At 62.5% G+C, this 15,841-nt stretch carries 18 protein-coding genes; 16 read left to right on the top strand and 2 right to left on the bottom strand.

What is annotated here, in order from left to right; all coding sequences use genetic code 11:
• Window positions 1-11: 11 nt before the first annotated feature.
• Window positions 12-470: a Holliday junction resolvase RuvX gene (gene ruvX / locus C7451_RS03810; RefSeq protein ID WP_110297631.1), complete on the bottom strand. Its 459-nt coding sequence runs from the start codon at window positions 468-470 to the stop codon at window positions 12-14.
• Entirely contained in the window at window positions 467-1,579 is a 1,113-nt protein-coding gene (locus tag C7451_RS03805; RefSeq protein WP_110297723.1) for a DUF3089 domain-containing protein, read from the bottom strand. The genes ruvX and C7451_RS03805 overlap by 4 nt, the downstream gene beginning before the upstream one ends.
• Before the next feature lie 184 nt (window positions 1,580-1,763).
• On the opposite strand from C7451_RS03805, the gene gatC reads away from it, so the two are divergent.
• From gatC to rplV, 16 genes are all read left to right on the top strand, one after another.
• A complete protein-coding gene (gatC, locus tag C7451_RS03800) occupies window positions 1,764-2,051 on the top strand; it encodes an Asp-tRNA(Asn)/Glu-tRNA(Gln) amidotransferase subunit GatC (protein WP_110297630.1) in 288 nt (95 codons plus the stop codon).
• Window positions 2,052-2,053: 2 nt separating this feature from the next.
• Window positions 2,054-3,538 carry an Asp-tRNA(Asn)/Glu-tRNA(Gln) amidotransferase subunit GatA gene (gatA, locus tag C7451_RS03795; protein ID WP_110297629.1) on the top strand — a complete coding sequence of 495 codons (1,485 nt, stop codon included), beginning with the start codon at window positions 2,054-2,056 and terminating at the stop codon, window positions 3,536-3,538.
• 2 nt (window positions 3,539-3,540) lie between these two features.
• A complete protein-coding gene (gatB, locus tag C7451_RS03790) occupies window positions 3,541-5,046 on the top strand; it encodes an Asp-tRNA(Asn)/Glu-tRNA(Gln) amidotransferase subunit GatB (protein WP_110297628.1) in 1,506 nt (501 codons plus the stop codon).
• On the top strand, window positions 5,043-5,666 hold the full coding sequence (locus C7451_RS03785; RefSeq protein WP_110297627.1) for a peptidylprolyl isomerase: 624 nt from the start codon (window positions 5,043-5,045) through the stop codon (window positions 5,664-5,666). Before gatB ends, C7451_RS03785 begins: the two co-directional genes overlap by 4 nt.
• Window positions 5,667-5,811: 145 nt before the next feature.
• The gene (locus C7451_RS03780; RefSeq protein WP_110297626.1) at window positions 5,812-7,089 is read left to right on the top strand and encodes a cyclic di-GMP phosphodiesterase; all 1,278 of its coding nucleotides are present in this window, start codon (window positions 5,812-5,814) and stop codon (window positions 7,087-7,089) included.
• Window positions 7,090-7,293: 204 nt separating this feature from the next.
• A complete protein-coding gene (gene rpsL / locus C7451_RS03775) occupies window positions 7,294-7,665 on the top strand; it encodes a 30S ribosomal protein S12 (protein ID WP_017670439.1) in 372 nt (123 codons plus the stop codon).
• A gap of 103 nt (window positions 7,666-7,768) precedes the next feature.
• The gene (rpsG, locus tag C7451_RS03770) at window positions 7,769-8,239 is read left to right on the top strand and encodes a 30S ribosomal protein S7 (RefSeq protein WP_023837792.1); all 471 of its coding nucleotides are present in this window, start codon (window positions 7,769-7,771) and stop codon (window positions 8,237-8,239) included.
• Window positions 8,240-8,496: 257 nt separating this feature from the next.
• The gene (gene fusA / locus C7451_RS03765; RefSeq protein ID WP_110297722.1) at window positions 8,497-10,572 is read left to right on the top strand and encodes an elongation factor G; all 2,076 of its coding nucleotides are present in this window, start codon (window positions 8,497-8,499) and stop codon (window positions 10,570-10,572) included.
• Between the two features lie 155 nt (window positions 10,573-10,727).
• Complete coding sequence (gene tuf, locus C7451_RS03760; protein WP_110297625.1) at window positions 10,728-11,918, top strand: elongation factor Tu; 1,191 nt, start codon at window positions 10,728-10,730, stop codon at window positions 11,916-11,918.
• Between the two features lie 139 nt (window positions 11,919-12,057).
• Window positions 12,058-12,369: a 30S ribosomal protein S10 gene (rpsJ, locus tag C7451_RS03755; RefSeq protein WP_017670443.1), complete on the top strand. Its 312-nt coding sequence runs from the start codon at window positions 12,058-12,060 to the stop codon at window positions 12,367-12,369.
• A gap of 252 nt (window positions 12,370-12,621) precedes the next feature.
• The gene (gene rplC, locus C7451_RS03750) at window positions 12,622-13,380 is read left to right on the top strand and encodes a 50S ribosomal protein L3 (RefSeq protein ID WP_031318022.1); all 759 of its coding nucleotides are present in this window, start codon (window positions 12,622-12,624) and stop codon (window positions 13,378-13,380) included.
• Window positions 13,381-13,386: 6 nt separating this feature from the next.
• The gene (gene rplD, locus C7451_RS03745; protein WP_110297624.1) at window positions 13,387-14,013 is read left to right on the top strand and encodes a 50S ribosomal protein L4; all 627 of its coding nucleotides are present in this window, start codon (window positions 13,387-13,389) and stop codon (window positions 14,011-14,013) included.
• Complete coding sequence (locus tag C7451_RS03740; RefSeq protein ID WP_110297623.1) at window positions 14,006-14,317, top strand: 50S ribosomal protein L23; 312 nt, start codon at window positions 14,006-14,008, stop codon at window positions 14,315-14,317. Before rplD ends, C7451_RS03740 begins: the two co-directional genes overlap by 8 nt.
• A gap of 30 nt (window positions 14,318-14,347) precedes the next feature.
• Window positions 14,348-15,184 carry a 50S ribosomal protein L2 gene (rplB, locus tag C7451_RS03735; protein ID WP_110297622.1) on the top strand — a complete coding sequence of 279 codons (837 nt, stop codon included), beginning with the start codon at window positions 14,348-14,350 and terminating at the stop codon, window positions 15,182-15,184.
• A gap of 3 nt (window positions 15,185-15,187) precedes the next feature.
• On the top strand, window positions 15,188-15,463 hold the full coding sequence (rpsS, locus tag C7451_RS03730) for a 30S ribosomal protein S19 (protein WP_023837785.1): 276 nt from the start codon (window positions 15,188-15,190) through the stop codon (window positions 15,461-15,463).
• Window positions 15,463-15,840 (top strand): 50S ribosomal protein L22, encoded by a 378-nt coding sequence (gene rplV, locus C7451_RS03725; protein WP_060979874.1) that lies wholly within the window; start codon window positions 15,463-15,465, stop codon window positions 15,838-15,840. The genes rpsS and rplV overlap by 1 nt, the downstream gene beginning before the upstream one ends.
• The last annotated feature ends 1 nt before the right edge of the window (window position 15,841 follow it).

The raw sequence follows: 15,841 nt of genomic DNA, 5'->3' as shown, positions 1-15,841 counted from the left end.
GGTGGCGGCGCTCAGCCCGCCATGGCGTCGATTGCCCCTTGCAGAATGAACGCTGCTGCCGCGCTGTCGACTCGCTCGGCGCGTTTGGCGCGGCTGATGTCAGCATCGATCATGGCGCGCTCCACCGCCTGGGTTGACCAGCGCTCATCCCAGAGCAGGATCGGCAATCCCAGCACCGCGATGTTGCGGGCGAAGGCGCGCGTGCTCTGTGTGCGCGGGCTGTCCGTCCCATCCATGTTGAGCGGCAGGCCGATGACCAGCCCTCGAATCTCCTGATCGCGCACCAACTGCTCGATCGCTGCCTTGTCCGCGCCGAATTTGGTGCGCTTGATCGTCTTGGCGGCGGTCGCAAAGCTCCATCCGGCGTCGCAGAATGCGGTGCCGATGGTCTTGCTGCCGACATCCAGGCCCATCAGCCGCCCGCCCTGAGGCAGGGCGGCGCGGAAGTCTGTCGCGTGCGTCGTGATCACTTGTCCAGAAATGCCTTCACCCTCCGCTCCGCATCTGCGCGAAGGTTGGCCCAGAACAGCGGATAGTCATAAACGTGATAATTGTTGCCCGGCAGGACATAGGGGCCGAGCTGCGGCTCGCCGCCGAGCAGCAGAAGCCCGCGATCGTCGCATGTCGCGCCGACAAGCGCCGGGGTGATGACACCGTCGGTCAGCTCTTCATTGGGCACCAGCGTGCCGAGATTTGCATCGGCGGCAGCTTCATCGCCCAGCACACCGGTGATGGGGTTGACGCACAGCATCGGGCTCTGGCCGCGCAACTCGCCGCTGAACCCGACGCTGGCGGCATAGGCGTTAAGCAGCAACTGCGGTTCGGCGGGTTCGCCAAAACTCTGGAAGCCTAGCATGCAGCCTGCCTGATCGGGGTCGGTGCACGGCGGCAGGCCCAGCGCGAGCAGATCCGTGGTCAGCGAGACCGGCCAGCCGATGACATAGGCCGCAACAATCCGGTCGGCGAGCGGACGGGTGACGACGCGCTGGCGCATCAGCGTGGTAAGGTGCAGTCCGCCCTGGCTGTGCCCGGCGATGATGATCGGCATGTCCTCGGGTATTTCGGCGATGAACTCGTCAAACGCTGCAAGCACGTCCGAATAGGCGGCATCGAACGCCATCTGCGCTTCGGGTTGGGTCGTCAGGAACGCGCCGATCGCGGCCTGGCGATAGCGCGGTGCCCAGATTTCGCCCACGCCATTGAACACGCTGGCCTGGCTGCGCAGGAAGATGCGCGCGCGATCCTGCGATTCCTGGTCGTCGAGTGGCGCGTTCCACAGCGCGCGCTTCATGTACGAGGTGGGGTGGATATAGAACACCGCGACTTTGGGCGTCCTGGTCACCTCGACGCCTTCGGGGGTCCAGAGCGAAGGGTCGGTCTCGCCGGTCATCCCCGGCCGCGAGAACCACATTTTCGGATCGGCATAGGCGCTGGTCTCGACCGCCTCGGGTTTCACGAACTCGGCCGAGGGCACGAAGGCAGCAGCAAAAATCTGCTGCGGAAACAGGCGGTAGGCCGCGAAAGCTGCGACGATCAGAAAGATGATCGTCGCAATCAGGTACAGGAACTTGCGGGCCAAGACAGTCTCCGGTGGCGGGGCGGGCGCGTGGCGGGCACACGATCCTTCGGGGCGCATATAGAAATCGATTACGGTTACTGCCAGCAAAGTGTTGCCCCGGAACCTCACTGGAAACGCCGCTATTGCGCAAATGCAGCATTTGCCCGCTTGATGGCCGCGCGGGCCGGTGCTAGCCGCTTGGTTCATGTCTGTAGATAGCAAAACCGTCAAGAAGATCGCCAGCCTGGCGCGGATCGCGATGACCGACGCCGAGGTCGAAGCCATGGTGCCGGAATTCAACGGCATATTGGGCTGGGTGGAGCAATTGGGCGAGGTCGATGTCACCGGCGTCGAACCGATGACCGCTGTCATTCCCAACAGCCTGCGCCTGCGCGAGGATGTCGTCACCGACGGCAATATCCGCGATCATGTGCTGGCCAATGCGCCCGCAGCCGAACACGGCTTTTTCGGCGTTCCGAAGGTGATCGAATAACCATGACCGACCTTACCGATCTCGGCGTTGCCGATATCCGCAACGGCGTGCGCGCCGGAACCTTCAGCGCGCGCGAAGTCGCGACCGCGTTCAATGCCAATGTCGCCGAGGCCAAGGCGCTCAACGCGTTCCTGATCGACACGCCCGAACACGCCCTGGCGGCGGCGGACGCGATCGACGCGAAGCGCGCGGCGGGCGAGGAACTGCCGATCATGGCGGGCGTGCCGATCGGCATGAAGGACCTGTTCTGCACCGTGGGCGTCGAGGCGCGCGCGGCGAGCGAGATCCTGAACGGCTTCAAGCCCACCTATGAGTCCACCGTCAGCCAGAAGCTGTGGGACGCAGGCTGCGGCATGCTGGGCAAGCTCAACATGGACCAGTTCGCCATGGGATCGTCGAACGAGACCAGCGCCTTTGGCAATGTCATCTCGCCCTGGCGGCGCAACGATGGCGGCAACGCTCCGCTCGCCCCCGGCGGCTCGTCGGGCGGCAGCTCGGCGGCGATTTCCGCACGGCTGTGCCCGGCGGCGACCGGCACCGATACCGGCGGTTCGATCCGCCAGCCTGCCGCGTTCACCGGTATCAGCGGCATCAAGCCGACCTATGGCCGCTGCTCGCGCTGGGGCGTGATCGCTTTTGCCTCGTCGCTCGATCAGGCGGGCCCGATGGCGCGCGACGTGCGCGACTGCGCGATCATGCTCGAGGCGATGAGCGGCTTCGACCCCAAGGACTCGACCTCGCTCGACCTGCCAGTGCCCAATTGGGAAGCCGGATTGTCGAGCAATCTCAAAGGTAAGCGCGTCGGTATTCCGAAGGAATATCGCATGGACGGCATGAATGCCGAGATTGCCGCGATCTGGGACAAGGGTGCCGAATGGCTGCGTGACGCTGGTGCGGAGATTGTCGAGGTGTCGCTGCCGCACACCCGCTATGCGCTGCCCGCGTACTACATCATCGCGCCGGCGGAAGCCTCGTCCAACCTCGCGCGCTATGACGGCGTGCGCTATGGCCAGCGCAACCTGCCCGATGGCGCAGGCCTGCAGGACATGTATGCCGCGACGCGCGCTGCCGGTTTCGGGCCGGAGGTCAAGCGCCGCATCATGATCGGCACCTATGTGCTTTCCGCCGGCTTCTACGACGCCTATTATACCCAGGCACAGAAGGTCCGCGCGCTGATCGCGCGCGATTTCGCGCAGGTCTGGGAACATTGCGACGTGCTGCTCGCGCCCACCGCGCCGAGCGCCGCATTCGGTCTCGGCGAGAACAGCGACGATCCGATTGCGATGTACCTGAACGACGTGTTCGCCGTCCCGGCCTCGCTGGCGGGGCTTCCCGCCATGTCGGTGCCCGGCGGTCTCGACAGCCAGGGGCTGCCGCTCGGCCTGCAGATCATCGGCAAGCCGCTCGACGAGCAGGGGGTGCTGAACGCAGGCCTCGCGATCGAGGAGCGGGCAGGGTTTACGGCGCGTCCGGGCAAGTGGTGGTAACAATGACCGAATCAACCTATCGTATCCAGGGTGCCACCGGTGAGTGGGAGGTCGTGATCGGCCTTGAGGTGCACGCGCAGGTCACCAGCAACGCCAAGCTGTTCTCAGGCGCCGCGACCGCGTTCGGTGCGGAGCCCAATGCGCAGGTGAGCCTTGTCGATGCCGCGATGCCGGGCATGCTGCCCGTGCCGAACAAGGAGTGCATCCGCCAGGCGGTGCGCACCGGCATGGCGATCGGCGCGCAGATCAACCGCTGGTCGCGCTTCGATCGCAAGAACTATTTCTATGCCGATCTGCCGCAGGGCTATCAGATCAGCCAGCTCTATCACCCGCTGGTGGGCGAGGGCGCAGTCGAGATCAGTCTCGACGAAAAGAACCCCGACGCCCAGACCAAGACGATCGGTATCGAGCGCATCCATGTTGAACAGGATGCCGGCAAGCTGATGCACGACCAGCACCCGACGATGAGCTATGTCGACCTGAACCGCTCGGGCGTGGCGCTGATGGAAATCGTCTCGCGCCCCGATATGCGCTCGCCGGCGGAAGCAGGCGCGTATCTCAAGAAGCTGCGCACGATCCTGCGCTATGTCGGCAGCTGCGACGGAAACATGGAAGAGGGCTCGATGCGCGCCGACGTCAACGTCTCGGTGCGCAAGCCTGGCGACGAATTCGGCACGCGGACCGAGACGAAGAACGTCAATTCGGTGCGCTATGTGATGGCGGCGATCGAGCACGAGGCCAACCGCCAGGTCGACGTGCTCGAAAGCGGCGGCACGATCGTCCAGGAAACCCGGCTCTATGATCCGGACAGGAACGAGACCCGCTCGATGCGCTCGAAGGAAGATGCGCACGATTATCGCTATTTTCCCGATCCGGACCTGCTGCCGCTCGAACTCGACGATGCGTTTCTCGACGAGTGCAAGGCCTCGCTGCCAGAACTGCCTGACGCCAAGCGCAAGCGCTACGAGACCGAGCTCGGGTTGTCCGCCTATAATGCCGCGGTGCTGACCGCCGAGGCTGAGACCGCGCGCTGGTTTGAAGGGCTGCTCGCCGAATGCGCCAAGGCGCAGGGCAAGCCGGAGGCCGAAGTCGCCAAGGCCGCGGCGAACTGGCTGCTGTCCGAACTCTACGGCGCGCTCAACCGGCTTGGCAAGACGATCGACGACAGCCCGGTCAGCCAGGCGGCGGGCGCTGAACTGATCGCTCTGGTCGCCGATGGCACGATTTCGGGGACGATTGCGAAGCAGGTTTTCGAAATCATGCTCGAAACCGGCGAGCCGGCAGGCAAGATCGTGGAGGAGCGGGGCCTCAAGCAGACCTCGGATACCGGCGCTATCGATGCCGCGATCGCCAAGGTGCTTGCTGACAATGCCGACAAGGTAGAGCAGTACAAGGGCGGCAAGGAAGCCCTGTTCGGTTTCTTCGTCGGCCAGACGATGAAGGCGATGCAGGGCAAGGGCAATCCGCAGCTGGTCAACGCGCAGCTCAAGAAGGCCCTTTCGGAATGAAGCTCTGGCTGGCGCTGATTGCGGCAGTTCTCGCTGCATTCGCGCCAGCGCTGGCCCAGGATGCACCAGCGGCCGAAGCTGTACGTGCGCTGCCGATGGTGGACATCTCGACCGATGTCGGGACCTTCACCGTCGAGGTGGACACCCGCCGCGCACCGATCACCGGCAACAACTTCCTGGCCTATGTCGACAAGAAGATGCTCGATGGGGTCTTCTTCTATCGCGTGGTCAAGGCTGCTGAAAATTACGGTTTCCTGCAGTTCGGCGGGCTTGGCGAGGCGAAGCGGGTATTGCCGCCCATAGCGCATGAGCCCACCAGCCAGACGGGGCTCAGCCACAAGGATGGCTATCTGTCCGTGGCGCGATTCGAGCCGGGTTCGGCCCGCGGTGAATTCACGATCATGCTTGGCGACCAGACCTGGCTCGACGCCAATCCAGCGGGCCTGGGTGACAATCTGGGCTATGCCGCCTTCGCCCGGGTGGTAAAGGGACGCGAAGTGCTGACGCGCATTCTCGACACCCCTGTCGATCCTGCGAAGACGGTTGGCGGATCGTTTGCTGGCGAAATGCCGGGCCATCCCATTCGCCTGATCAGCGCTCGCCGCATCGTCGCTCCATAATGACACAGGCGATGTAAATTCTGCGGCAGCATCTTCAGCATTACTCTCGATTAACGTTTTTGCGCCATCACGCTGGTTGAATTCCTTGCAACACGGCTTGCCCGGCCCGTTGCAACGGGGGCAAATCCAGGGGGCAGGCGGGCGGATGCTGCAGCATATAAGGCCAGAACGGGTAGAATTGGGGATGTTTGTCCACGGCTTTGTCGGCTCGTGGTTCGATCACCCGTTCTGGCGCAAGAAATTCCTGCTCGAAAGCGAGGATGACCTGCTCAAGATCCGCCAGAGCCGGGTCGAGGCCGTCATTGTCGATGACGAGCGCGGGGCCATGCCGCGACCAGTGCCCGCCGCATCCACCGTGTCGCTGGCTGCCGAGCACGAACCTGTTCGGCGACTGGCGACCCAGCCTAACCCGATCGCAACGCGTTACACGCCGCCATCGGTCGCCGCCAAGAATACGGGCTTCAAGCAGGAAGCCAAGCGCGCAGCCAGGATCGTCGAGAAATCCAAGAAGCAGGTCGGCGCCATGTTCGAGGCGGCGCGCATGGGCCAGGCGATCAAGGTCAAGGACGTCGCGCCGCTGATCGATGAAATTCGCGAGTCGGTCGAACGCAACAACAAGGCGCTGACCAACCTCGTCCGGCTCAAGAGCAAGGACGAGTATACCTACATGCATTCGGTCGCGGTTTGCGCGCTGATGATCAACATGGCGCGCAAGCTGGACCTGGACGACGCCACGATCCGCAACATGGGAATGGCCGGGCTGCTGCACGATCTTGGCAAGATGGCCGTGCCGCAGATGATCCTCGACAAGACTGGCCGGCTGACCGAGGAGGAATTCTCGACCATCCGCACGCACCCCGAACGGGGACATGCGCTGATCGGCGACAATCCGGAAATCCCCGATGTGGCGCGCGATGTGTGCCTGCATCATCACGAGAAGATCGATGGCACCGGCTATCCCTTTGGTCTGGCGGGGGACGAGATCAGCATGGCGGCCCGGATGGGGGCAATCTGCGATGTCTATGATGCGGTGACATCGAACCGGCCTTACAAGAACCCTTGGACTCCGTGCATGGCGCTGGGCCGGATGGGGCAGTGGCAGGGCCATTTCGACGAGCGGCTGATGGGCGTGTTCATCAATTCGATGGGTCTCTACCCCGCAGGAGGCCTGGTGCGGCTGAACGATCACCGTCTTGCGCTGATCGTCGACAACTGCCCTGAGGAACTGATGGCCACACGCGTCCTGCCTTTCTATTGCACGTCGCGGATGGTAGAGATCAAGCCGCAGGAACTGATCGTGGTTCCGGACAAGGGACCGCAGATCCTGGGCATCGAGCGTCCCGATTTCTGGCACTTTGATGATTGGGCCGGCTTGCGCCAGGCAGTACTCGCCAAGGCGCAAGGACTCTCCGCAGCGGCTTGACCCCGCGTGCAATCGCGGCTAAGGGCCGCGCTTCGATCGGCGGAGCCCATGGGTCTAATCGATCGAAACCAAGCAGAACACTGGCGCAAGGTGCGGGTGGGCAACAGGCGGAGCCTCCACCATATCTGCGTGCGACACCATCGCATGCAGGTCACGTATCGGGCGGCAGAGTAACCTCACTCTACCAATCAGGTGAAGAGAAACATGCCAACGATCAACCAGCTGGTCCGCAAGGGCCGGGTGCCCCAGAAGGCGAAGTCCAAGGTGCCCGCAATGGATGCAAACCCGCAGAAGCGTGGCGTTTGCACCCGCGTCTACACGACGACCCCGAAAAAGCCGAACTCGGCGCTGCGCAAGGTGGCCAAGGTCCGTCTGACCAACAGCCGCGAAGTCATCACCTACATTCCGGGTGAAGGCCACAACCTGCAGGAGCACTCGGTCGTGCTCATCCGCGGCGGCCGTGTGCGCGACCTTCCCGGTGTGCGCTATCACGTGCTGCGCGGCGTCCTCGATACCCAGGGTGTCAAGGACCGCAAGCAGAGCCGTTCGAAGTACGGCGCCAAGCGTCCCAAGTGATCCTCACGGGGTGAGGATCGTCCCGAGAGGATCGTCAAAGGCGATCTTGTCCGGGATCCATTTCTCCCCCGCTTGAAGCTCAGGCTTTTTTCAGGAGTTACCTATGTCTCGTCGTCGTCGCCCAGAAAAGCGCGTCATCCTGCCCGATCCCAAGTTCGGTGATCTGACGCTCTCGAAGTTCATGAACAACCTGATGCTGGACGGAAAGAAGTCCGTCGCCGAACGCATCGTCTATGGTGCACTGGAAACCATGCAGACCAAGGCCAAGGCCGACCCGCTGCCGATGTTTCACGATGCGCTGAACAATGTGAAGCCCGGCATCGAAGTGCGCAGCCGCCGCGTCGGTGGTGCGACCTATCAGGTCCCCGTCGAAGTGCGTCCGGAGCGCGCCCAGGCTCTCGCCATCCGTTGGCTGATCTCGGCTGCGCGCAACCGCAGCGAAACCACGATGGCCGCGCGTCTGTCGGGCGAACTGCTCGACGCTGCCAACAATCGGGGCAATGCGGTCAAGAAGCGTGAGGACACGCACCGCATGGCCGAAGCGAACCGTGCTTTCTCGCACTATCGCTGGTAATCTCGGTCCTCTCCCGGCAACGGGAGGGGCCGCAACACCTTCGTGTTGCAGGGAAGGGGAGGGCGCACCATATAGGCCGCGCCACCCCCTTTTCGCTTGAGGGACAGGTCCTTGCCTGTCCCGCTGGAAATGCCCTTTCCGTGATGGGAGAGGGATCAGGCTGCATCCCGTCATGAGCCAATTCGCGCTGGTCAAAGCGCCGGGGCTTCATTATAGGGCGCGGCAAATTACGCCCCCAAATCTTGGAGTTTGAGATCATGGCACGCAGCCATCCCCTGGAGAAGTACCGCAATATCGGCATTATGGCCCATATCGATGCGGGCAAGACCACCACGACCGAGCGGATTCTTTACTATACCGGCAAGTCGTACAAGATCGGCGAAGTGCATGACGGCGCTGCGACCATGGACTGGATGGAGCAGGAGCAGGAGCGTGGCATCACGATCACCTCGGCGGCGACCACCTGCTTCTGGAACGATCACCGCATCAACATCATCGACACCCCGGGCCACGTGGACTTCACCATCGAAGTCGAGCGTTCGCTCCGCGTGCTCGACGGCGCGGTCGCCTGTTTTGACGGCGTGGCCGGTGTGGAGCCGCAGTCTGAAACCGTGTGGCGCCAGGCGGAGAAGTACAAGGTTCCGCGCATGTGCTTCGTCAACAAGCTGGACCGTACCGGTGCAAGCTTCGAGCGCTGCGTCGACATGATCCGCGACCGTCTGGGCGCGCGTCCGCTGGTGCTCTATCTCCCGATCGGCATCGAAAGCTCGTTCATCGGCCTGGTCGACCTGGTGCACAACCGTGCCATCGTCTGGCAGAACGAAGCGCTGGGCGCGAAGTTCGATTATACCGACATTCCTGATGATCTGAAGGATGCCGCCGAGGCTGCGCGCGCCGAGCTGATCGAAACCGTCGTCGAGCAGGACGATGCGGTGATGGAACAGTATCTCGAAGGCAACGAGCCCGACGCCGACACCATCAAGAAGCTGATCCGCAAGGGCACGCTGAACTTCTCGTTCGTCCCCGTGCTGTGCGGTTCGGCGTTCAAGAACAAGGGCGTTCAGCCGCTGCTCGACGCGGTTGTCGACTATCTGCCTTCGCCGCTCGACATTCCCGATGTGGAGGGCGTCAAGCTCGACGGCGAAACCAAGGATACCCGTCCGCCGGCCGACGATGCGCCGTTCAGCGCACTGGCGTTCAAGATCATGAACGACCCGTTCGTCGGAACGCTGACCTTTGCCCGCATCTATTCGGGCAAGCTGGAAGCCGGTACTTCGGTGACCAACTCGGTCAAGGACAAGAAGGAAAAGGTTGGCCGCATGCTGCTGATGCATGCCAACAGCCGCGAAGACATCCAGGAAGCCTATGCCGGTGACATCGTCGCTCTGGCGGGTCTGAAGGAAACCACCACCGGGGACACGCTCTGCGCTTCGAACGCGCCGATCATCCTCGAGCGCATGGAATTCCCCGAGCCCGTGATCGAGCTCTCGGTCGAACCCAAGACCAAGGCCGACCAGGAGAAAATGGGCGTGGCGCTCAACCGCCTTGCTCGTGAAGACCCGTCGTTCCGCGTGTCGTCGGATGCCGAAAGCGGCCAGACGATCATCAAGGGCATGGGTGAACTTCACCTGGAAATCCTGGTCGATCGAATGAAGCGCGAGTTCAAGGTGGAAGCGAACGTGGGTGCACCGCAGGTGGCGTATCGCGAATATCTCGCCAAGCCCGTGGACATCGACTACACTCACAAGAAGCAGTCGGGTGGTTCGGGTCAGTTCGGCCGCGTCAAGTTCAAGCTGACGCCGGGCGAGCGCGGATCGGGCATCACCTTTGTCGACTCGGTCAAGGGCGGTAACATTCCGAAGGAATATATCCCCGCAGTCGAGAAGGGCATGCGCGAGACGGCGGCTTCGGGCTCGCTTGTCGGCTTCCCGATCATCGACTTCGAGATCGACCTGTATGACGGCGCGTATCATGACGTCGACTCCTCGGCGCTGGCGTTCGAAATCGCTGGCCGTGCCGCCATGCGCGAAGCTGCGCAGAAGGCCGGCATCAAGCTGCTCGAGCCGATCATGAAGGTCGAGGTGGTGACGCCGGAGGATTATCTGGGCGACGTCATCGGCGACTTGAACAGCCGTCGTGGCCAGATCCAGGGCACCGACACGCGCGGCAACGCGCAGGCGGTGGAAGCGATCGTGCCGCTCGCAAACATGTTCGGATACGTGAACCAGCTGCGTTCCTTCACCCAGGGACGTGCGCAGTACACGATGCAGTTCTCTCACTATGACGAGGTTCCGGCGAATGTCGCGGCCGAGGTCAAGGAGAAGCTGGCATAAGCCGGGCATAATCGCTATAGGCGCTCGACCTTAGCCCGCCGAATCGCGCTGACCGGCGCGTCGGGCTTTCATTAGGGTGTTGACAGTTTTGGGCAGTCCGGCCAGAGCGCGGCGCGGACTATCCCACAGATAGTAAAGAACGAAGGTAGGAAAAAATGGCCAAGGCTAAATTTGAGCGGACCAAGCCGCACTGCAATATCGGTACCATCGGTCACGTCGACCATGGCAAGACCACGCTAACCGCAGCCATCACCAAGGTGCTCGCTGAAACCGGCGGCGCGACCTTCACCGACTATGCGAACATCGACAAGGCTCCCGAAGAGCGCGAGCGCGGCATCACCATTTCGACCGCACACGTCGAATATGAAACCGATGCCCGTCACTATGCGCACGTCGACTGCCCGGGTCACGCTGACTATGTGAAGAACATGATCACCGGTGCCGCCCAGATGGACGGCGCGATCCTGGTGGTGAACGCTGCTGACGGCCCGATGCCGCAGACCCGCGAGCACATCCTGCTCGCCCGTCAGGTCGGCGTGCCCGCGCTGGTCGTGTACATGAACAAGGTCGACCAGGTTGACGACGAGGAAATCCTCGAGCTCGTCGAACTCGAAGTTCGCGAACTGCTGAGCTCGTATGATTTCCCCGGCGACGATATTCCGATCGTCAAGGGTTCGGCTCTGGCCGCTCTCGAAGGCCGCGACGACAATATCGGCAAGGACTCGATCAACGCGCTGATGGCTGCTGTTGACTCGTACATCCCGCAGCCGGCTCGCCCCGTCGACAAGCCGTTCCTGATGCCCGTGGAAGACGTGTTCTCGATCTCGGGTCGTGGTACCGTTGTGACCGGCCGCGTCGAAACCGGCATCGTCAAGGTTGGTGAAGAAGTCGAAATCGTCGGCCTCAAGGACACCCGCAAGACCGTCGTCACCGGCGTCGAAATGTTCCGCAAGCTGCTCGACCAGGGCGAAGCTGGCGACAACATCGGTGCACTGGTTCGCGGCGTTGCTCGTGAAGAAGTCGAGCGTGGTCAGGTTCTCTGCAAGCCCGGTTCGGTTACGCCGCACACCGAGTTCAACGCAGAAGTCTACGTGCTGTCGAAGGACGAGGGTGGCCGTCACACGCCGTTCTTCGCCAACTATCGTCCGCAGTTCTACTTCCGCACGACCGACGTGACCGGCGAAGTGATCCTGCCCGAGGGCACCGAAATGGTGATGCCGGGCGACAACGTCACGATCGGCGTCAAGCTGATCGCTCCGATCGCGATGGATCCGGGTCTGCGCTTCGCAATTCGCGAAGGTGGCCGTACCGTCGGTTCGGGGGTTGTCAGCACGATCACCAAGTAATATAGGGCCATCTCCCGGACGGATCTGATTCGTCCGGGAGATGGAATTTTTATAGGCCGCCCCGGCGTTCGGTCCCTCCAGGGATCAACGGGTTTCTGGGGCGGTTTGTTTTTCGCTCTTTCGCATCGGTAAAGTGGTAATGGAAACGCAGAATATCCGTATTCGCCTCAAGGCATTTGATCATCGCGTGCTCGATCAGGCGACCGGCGACATCGCCGATACCGCCCGTCGCACCGGCGCTCTCATTCGTGGTCCCATTCCGCTGCCGACGCGCATCGAGAAGTTTACCGTGAACCGCGGCCCGCATGTCGACAAGAAGTCGCGCGAGCAGTTCGAGGTGCGCACCTACAAGCGTCTGCTGGATATCGTCCAGCCGACCCCGGCCACTGTCGATGCTCTGATGAAGCTCGAACTGGCCGCTGGCGTCAATGTCGAGATCAAGCTGGCCTGAGGCCAGTCCGCCCGGGCCCAGGTCCGGGCATCTCTGCCCGACAGGGCAGGGGCCTAAGGGATACCGCGCAGCCAATGCTGCGGCTCTGGTCCCCCGTCTTTTCCAGCCTGCCCTCGGGCATATGGAAAAAGCCAACCCGGACGGGGTGATCATCAAAATTCGGGTTGGCCCTCAAGGTTTGCGCCTTGGGGGTTTTTCGTTGGATACGCCCGCGAGCAATCACGCGAACGGGCCTCTATTGGGAGAATGATCATGCGCACTGGCGTGATCGCGAAAAAAGTCGGGATGACCCGCCTGTTCCAGGAAGATGGCCGGCACGTGCCCGTCACCGTCCTGTCGCTGGAAGATTGCCAGGTGGTTTCGGTGAAGAACCAGGACCGTGACGGTTACGTCGCTGTCCAGCTGGGTGCCGGAGCTGCCAAGCCCAAGAACGTCAACAAGCCGCAGCGCGAGCATTTTGCTAAGGCAGAAGTCGCTCCCAAGATGCTGATGGCCGAGTTCCGCGTCGCAGACGATGCGATCCTCGACGTGGGCGCCACCATTTCCGCCAACCACTTCATCCCCGGTCAGCTGGTCGACATTACCGGCCACACCCAGGGCAAGGGCTTTGCCGGCGCCATGAAGCGCTGGGGTTTCGGGGGCATGCGCGCATCGCATGGTGTCTCGATCTCGCACCGTGCTCACGGCTCGACCGGTCAGCGTCAGGATCCGGGCAAGGTCTTCAAGAACAAGAAGATGGCCGGTCACATGGGCGACCGCCAGCGTACCCAGCAGAACCTGGAAGTCGTCCGCACCGACGAGGCTCGCGGTCTGATCTTCGTGAAGGGTTCGGTGCCCGGTTCGAAGGGCGGCTGGCTGATGGTTCGCGACGCCGTCAAGGTTCCGCGCCATGCCGACGCTCCGTACCCCGCTGCGATCCGCTCTGCTGCGGGCAATAACGACAATGCTCCCGCCGACACGCCTGCTGAAGACGTGGCTGCCGTGGAAGCAACCGACGGCCAGGAGGGTTAATCGGTCATGAAGCTCAAGGTTCAAACCCTCGACGCCACCGCAAAGGGCGACATCGAACTCAACGATGACGTGTTCGGCGTGACCCCGCGTGCGGACATCCTGCACCGCGTGATCACCTGGCAGCTCGAAAACCGTCGCGGCACCGCCCGCGCGGCTCGCGAGCGCAGCGACGTTGCGCGCACCGGCAAGAAGTTCGGTCGTCAGAAGGGCGGCGGTACCGCTCGTCACGGCGATCGTCGTGCCCCGATCTTCGTCGGCGGTGGTAAGGCTCACGGTCCCCGCGTCCGTGACTTCAATCCGTCGCTGAACAAGAAGGTCCGCGCGCTCGGCCTGAAGATGGCCCTGTCGTCGAAGCTGGCCAGCGAAAGCCTGATCGTCGTGGAATCGCTCGATCTGGGTGAAGCGAAGACCAAGGCGCTGGCTGCGCAGCTCGGCAAGCTCGGCCTCGGCAAGAAGGCGCTGTTCATCGATGGCGATGCCGTGAACGACAATTTCAAGAAGGCTTCGGCCAACCTGATCGGTCTGAACGTGCTGCCCGCCGTTGGTGCCAATGTCTATGACATCCTGAAACACGATACGCTGGTGCTGACCCGCGCCGCTGTTGAAAAGCTGGAGGCCCGGTTCAATGGCTAAGAAATCCGACACCATCGATACCCGTCATTACGACGTGATCGTGGCCCCGCACATCACCGAAAAGTCGACGCTGCTCAGCGAAAACAATGCGGTGGTCTTCAAGGTCAGCCAGGACGCCACCAAGCCGCAGATCAAGGCGGCAGTGGAAGGCCTGTTCGACGTCAAGGTCGTGGGTGTGAACACCCTGGTCCAGAAGGGCAAGACCAAGCGTTGGAAGGGTCGTCCCTACACCCGCAACGACATCAAGAAAGCCGTTGTTCGTCTGGCCGAAGGCCAGTCGATCGACGTCACCACCGGCGTCTGAGCGCGGTCGGCAAGCTGACAGGATAGAGATATGGCACTCAAATCATATAATCCGACAAGCCCGGGCCGTCGCGGCCTGATCCTTGTCGACCGCAGCGACCTGTACAAGGGTGGCCCGGTCAAGGCGCTGACCGAAGGCAAGCGCAAGACCGGTGGCCGCAACAACAAGGGTCACGTGACCTCGCGCGGCATCGCCGGCGGCCACAAGCAGCGTTACCGTATCGTCGACTTCAAGCGTCGCAAGCTTGACGTTGCCGGCACCGTGGAGCGGATCGAATATGATCCCAACCGCACCGCCTTCATCGCGCTGATCAAGTACGAAGACGGCGAACTCGCCTATATCCTGGCGCCGCAGCGCCTGGCCGTAGGCGACACCGTGATCGCCGGCGAAAAGACCGACGTGAAGCCGGGCAATGCCATGAAGCTGGCGCAGATGCCGGTCGGCACCATCATCCACAATGTGGAGATGAAGCCGGGCAAGGGCGGTCAGATCGCACGTTCGGCAGGCACCTATGCACAGGTCGTCGGTCGTGACCGCGGCATGGTGATGGTCCGTCTGAATTCGGGCGAACAGCGTTACATCCCCGGCGCCTGCATGGGCACCGTGGGCGCAGTTTCGAACCCCGACAACAGCAACCAGAACTTTGCCAAGGCCGGTCGCAAGCGCTGGATGGGCAAGCGCCCGCTGACGCGCGGTGTTGCCAAGAACCCGGTCGATCACCCGCATGGAGGTGGTGAAGGCCGCACCTCGGGTGGCCGTCATCCGGTCACGCCGTGGGGCAAGCCGACCAAGGGCATGCGCACTCGTAAGAACAAGTCGACCGACAAGATGATCATCCGGTCGCGTCACGCGAAGAAGAAGAGGTAAGTCATGGCTCGCTCCATCAAAAAAGGGCCGTTCTTCGACCTGTATCTGCTGAAGAAGGCAGAAGCGGCGCAGGACGCTGGCGGCCGTGCTCCGATCAAGACCTGGTCGCGTCGTTCGACGATCCTGCCGCAGTTCGTCGGCCTGACGTTCAACGTGTACAACGGCCACAAATTCATTCCCGTGGCGGTCAACGAAGACATGGTGGGTCACAAGCTGGGCGAATTCGCTCCGACCCGCACCTTCCCTGGCCACGCTGCTGACAAGAAGGGCAAGCGCTAATGGGCAAGGCAAAATCTCCGCGCCGCGTGGGCGAAAATGAGGCGCTGGCCGTCGGCACCACCATCCGTGGTTCGGCTCAGAAGCTCAACCTTGTCGCTGCCCTGATCCGTGGCAAGAAGGCCGAAGAGGCGATGAACATCCTGTCCTTCTCGAAGAAGGCCATGGCTGTCGACGCCAAGAAGGTCCTCGCGTCGGCTATCGCCAACGCGGAAAACAACCACAACCTCGATGTCGACGCGCTGGTCGTCGCTGAAGCGAGCGTTGGCAAGGCGATCACGATGAAGCGGTTCATGACCCGCGCACGTGGCCGTTCCAGCCGCATCGTGAAGCCGTTCAGCCGCCTGCGCATCGTCGTGCGCGAACAAGAGGAAGCGTAAG

This window comes from Blastomonas natatoria, assembly GCF_003201955.1.
GTDB lineage: Bacteria > Pseudomonadota > Alphaproteobacteria > Sphingomonadales > Sphingomonadaceae > Blastomonas > Blastomonas natatoria.
Note: the sequence above shows the minus strand (reverse complement) of the source record. Positions and strands in the feature narration are given on the sequence as shown.

What these genes read in the sequence shown, in the direction of transcription:
- rplV (WP_060979874.1), top strand. Translation starts at nt 15,463, where the DNA reads ATGGGCAAGGCAAAATCTCCGCGCCGCGTGGGCGAAAATGAGGCGCTG.
- fusA (WP_110297722.1), top strand. Translation starts at nt 8,497, where the DNA reads ATGGCACGCAGCCATCCCCTGGAGAAGTACCGCAATATCGGCATTATG.
- C7451_RS03780 (WP_110297626.1), top strand. Translation starts at nt 5,812, where the DNA reads ATGCTGCAGCATATAAGGCCAGAACGGGTAGAATTGGGGATGTTTGTC.
- gatB (WP_110297628.1), top strand. Translation starts at nt 3,541, where the DNA reads ATGACCGAATCAACCTATCGTATCCAGGGTGCCACCGGTGAGTGGGAG.
- rpsL (WP_017670439.1), top strand. Translation starts at nt 7,294, where the DNA reads ATGCCAACGATCAACCAGCTGGTCCGCAAGGGCCGGGTGCCCCAGAAG.
- C7451_RS03785 (WP_110297627.1), top strand. Translation starts at nt 5,043, where the DNA reads ATGAAGCTCTGGCTGGCGCTGATTGCGGCAGTTCTCGCTGCATTCGCG.
- rplC (WP_031318022.1), top strand. Translation starts at nt 12,622, where the DNA reads ATGCGCACTGGCGTGATCGCGAAAAAAGTCGGGATGACCCGCCTGTTC.
- rpsG (WP_023837792.1), top strand. Translation starts at nt 7,769, where the DNA reads ATGTCTCGTCGTCGTCGCCCAGAAAAGCGCGTCATCCTGCCCGATCCC.
- rpsS (WP_023837785.1), top strand. Translation starts at nt 15,188, where the DNA reads ATGGCTCGCTCCATCAAAAAAGGGCCGTTCTTCGACCTGTATCTGCTG.
- tuf (WP_110297625.1), top strand. Translation starts at nt 10,728, where the DNA reads ATGGCCAAGGCTAAATTTGAGCGGACCAAGCCGCACTGCAATATCGGT.
- rplD (WP_110297624.1), top strand. Translation starts at nt 13,387, where the DNA reads ATGAAGCTCAAGGTTCAAACCCTCGACGCCACCGCAAAGGGCGACATC.
- gatC (WP_110297630.1), top strand. Translation starts at nt 1,764, where the DNA reads ATGTCTGTAGATAGCAAAACCGTCAAGAAGATCGCCAGCCTGGCGCGG.
- rplB (WP_110297622.1), top strand. Translation starts at nt 14,348, where the DNA reads ATGGCACTCAAATCATATAATCCGACAAGCCCGGGCCGTCGCGGCCTG.
- rpsJ (WP_017670443.1), top strand. Translation starts at nt 12,058, where the DNA reads ATGGAAACGCAGAATATCCGTATTCGCCTCAAGGCATTTGATCATCGC.
- C7451_RS03740 (WP_110297623.1), top strand. Translation starts at nt 14,006, where the DNA reads ATGGCTAAGAAATCCGACACCATCGATACCCGTCATTACGACGTGATC.
- gatA (WP_110297629.1), top strand. Translation starts at nt 2,054, where the DNA reads ATGACCGACCTTACCGATCTCGGCGTTGCCGATATCCGCAACGGCGTG.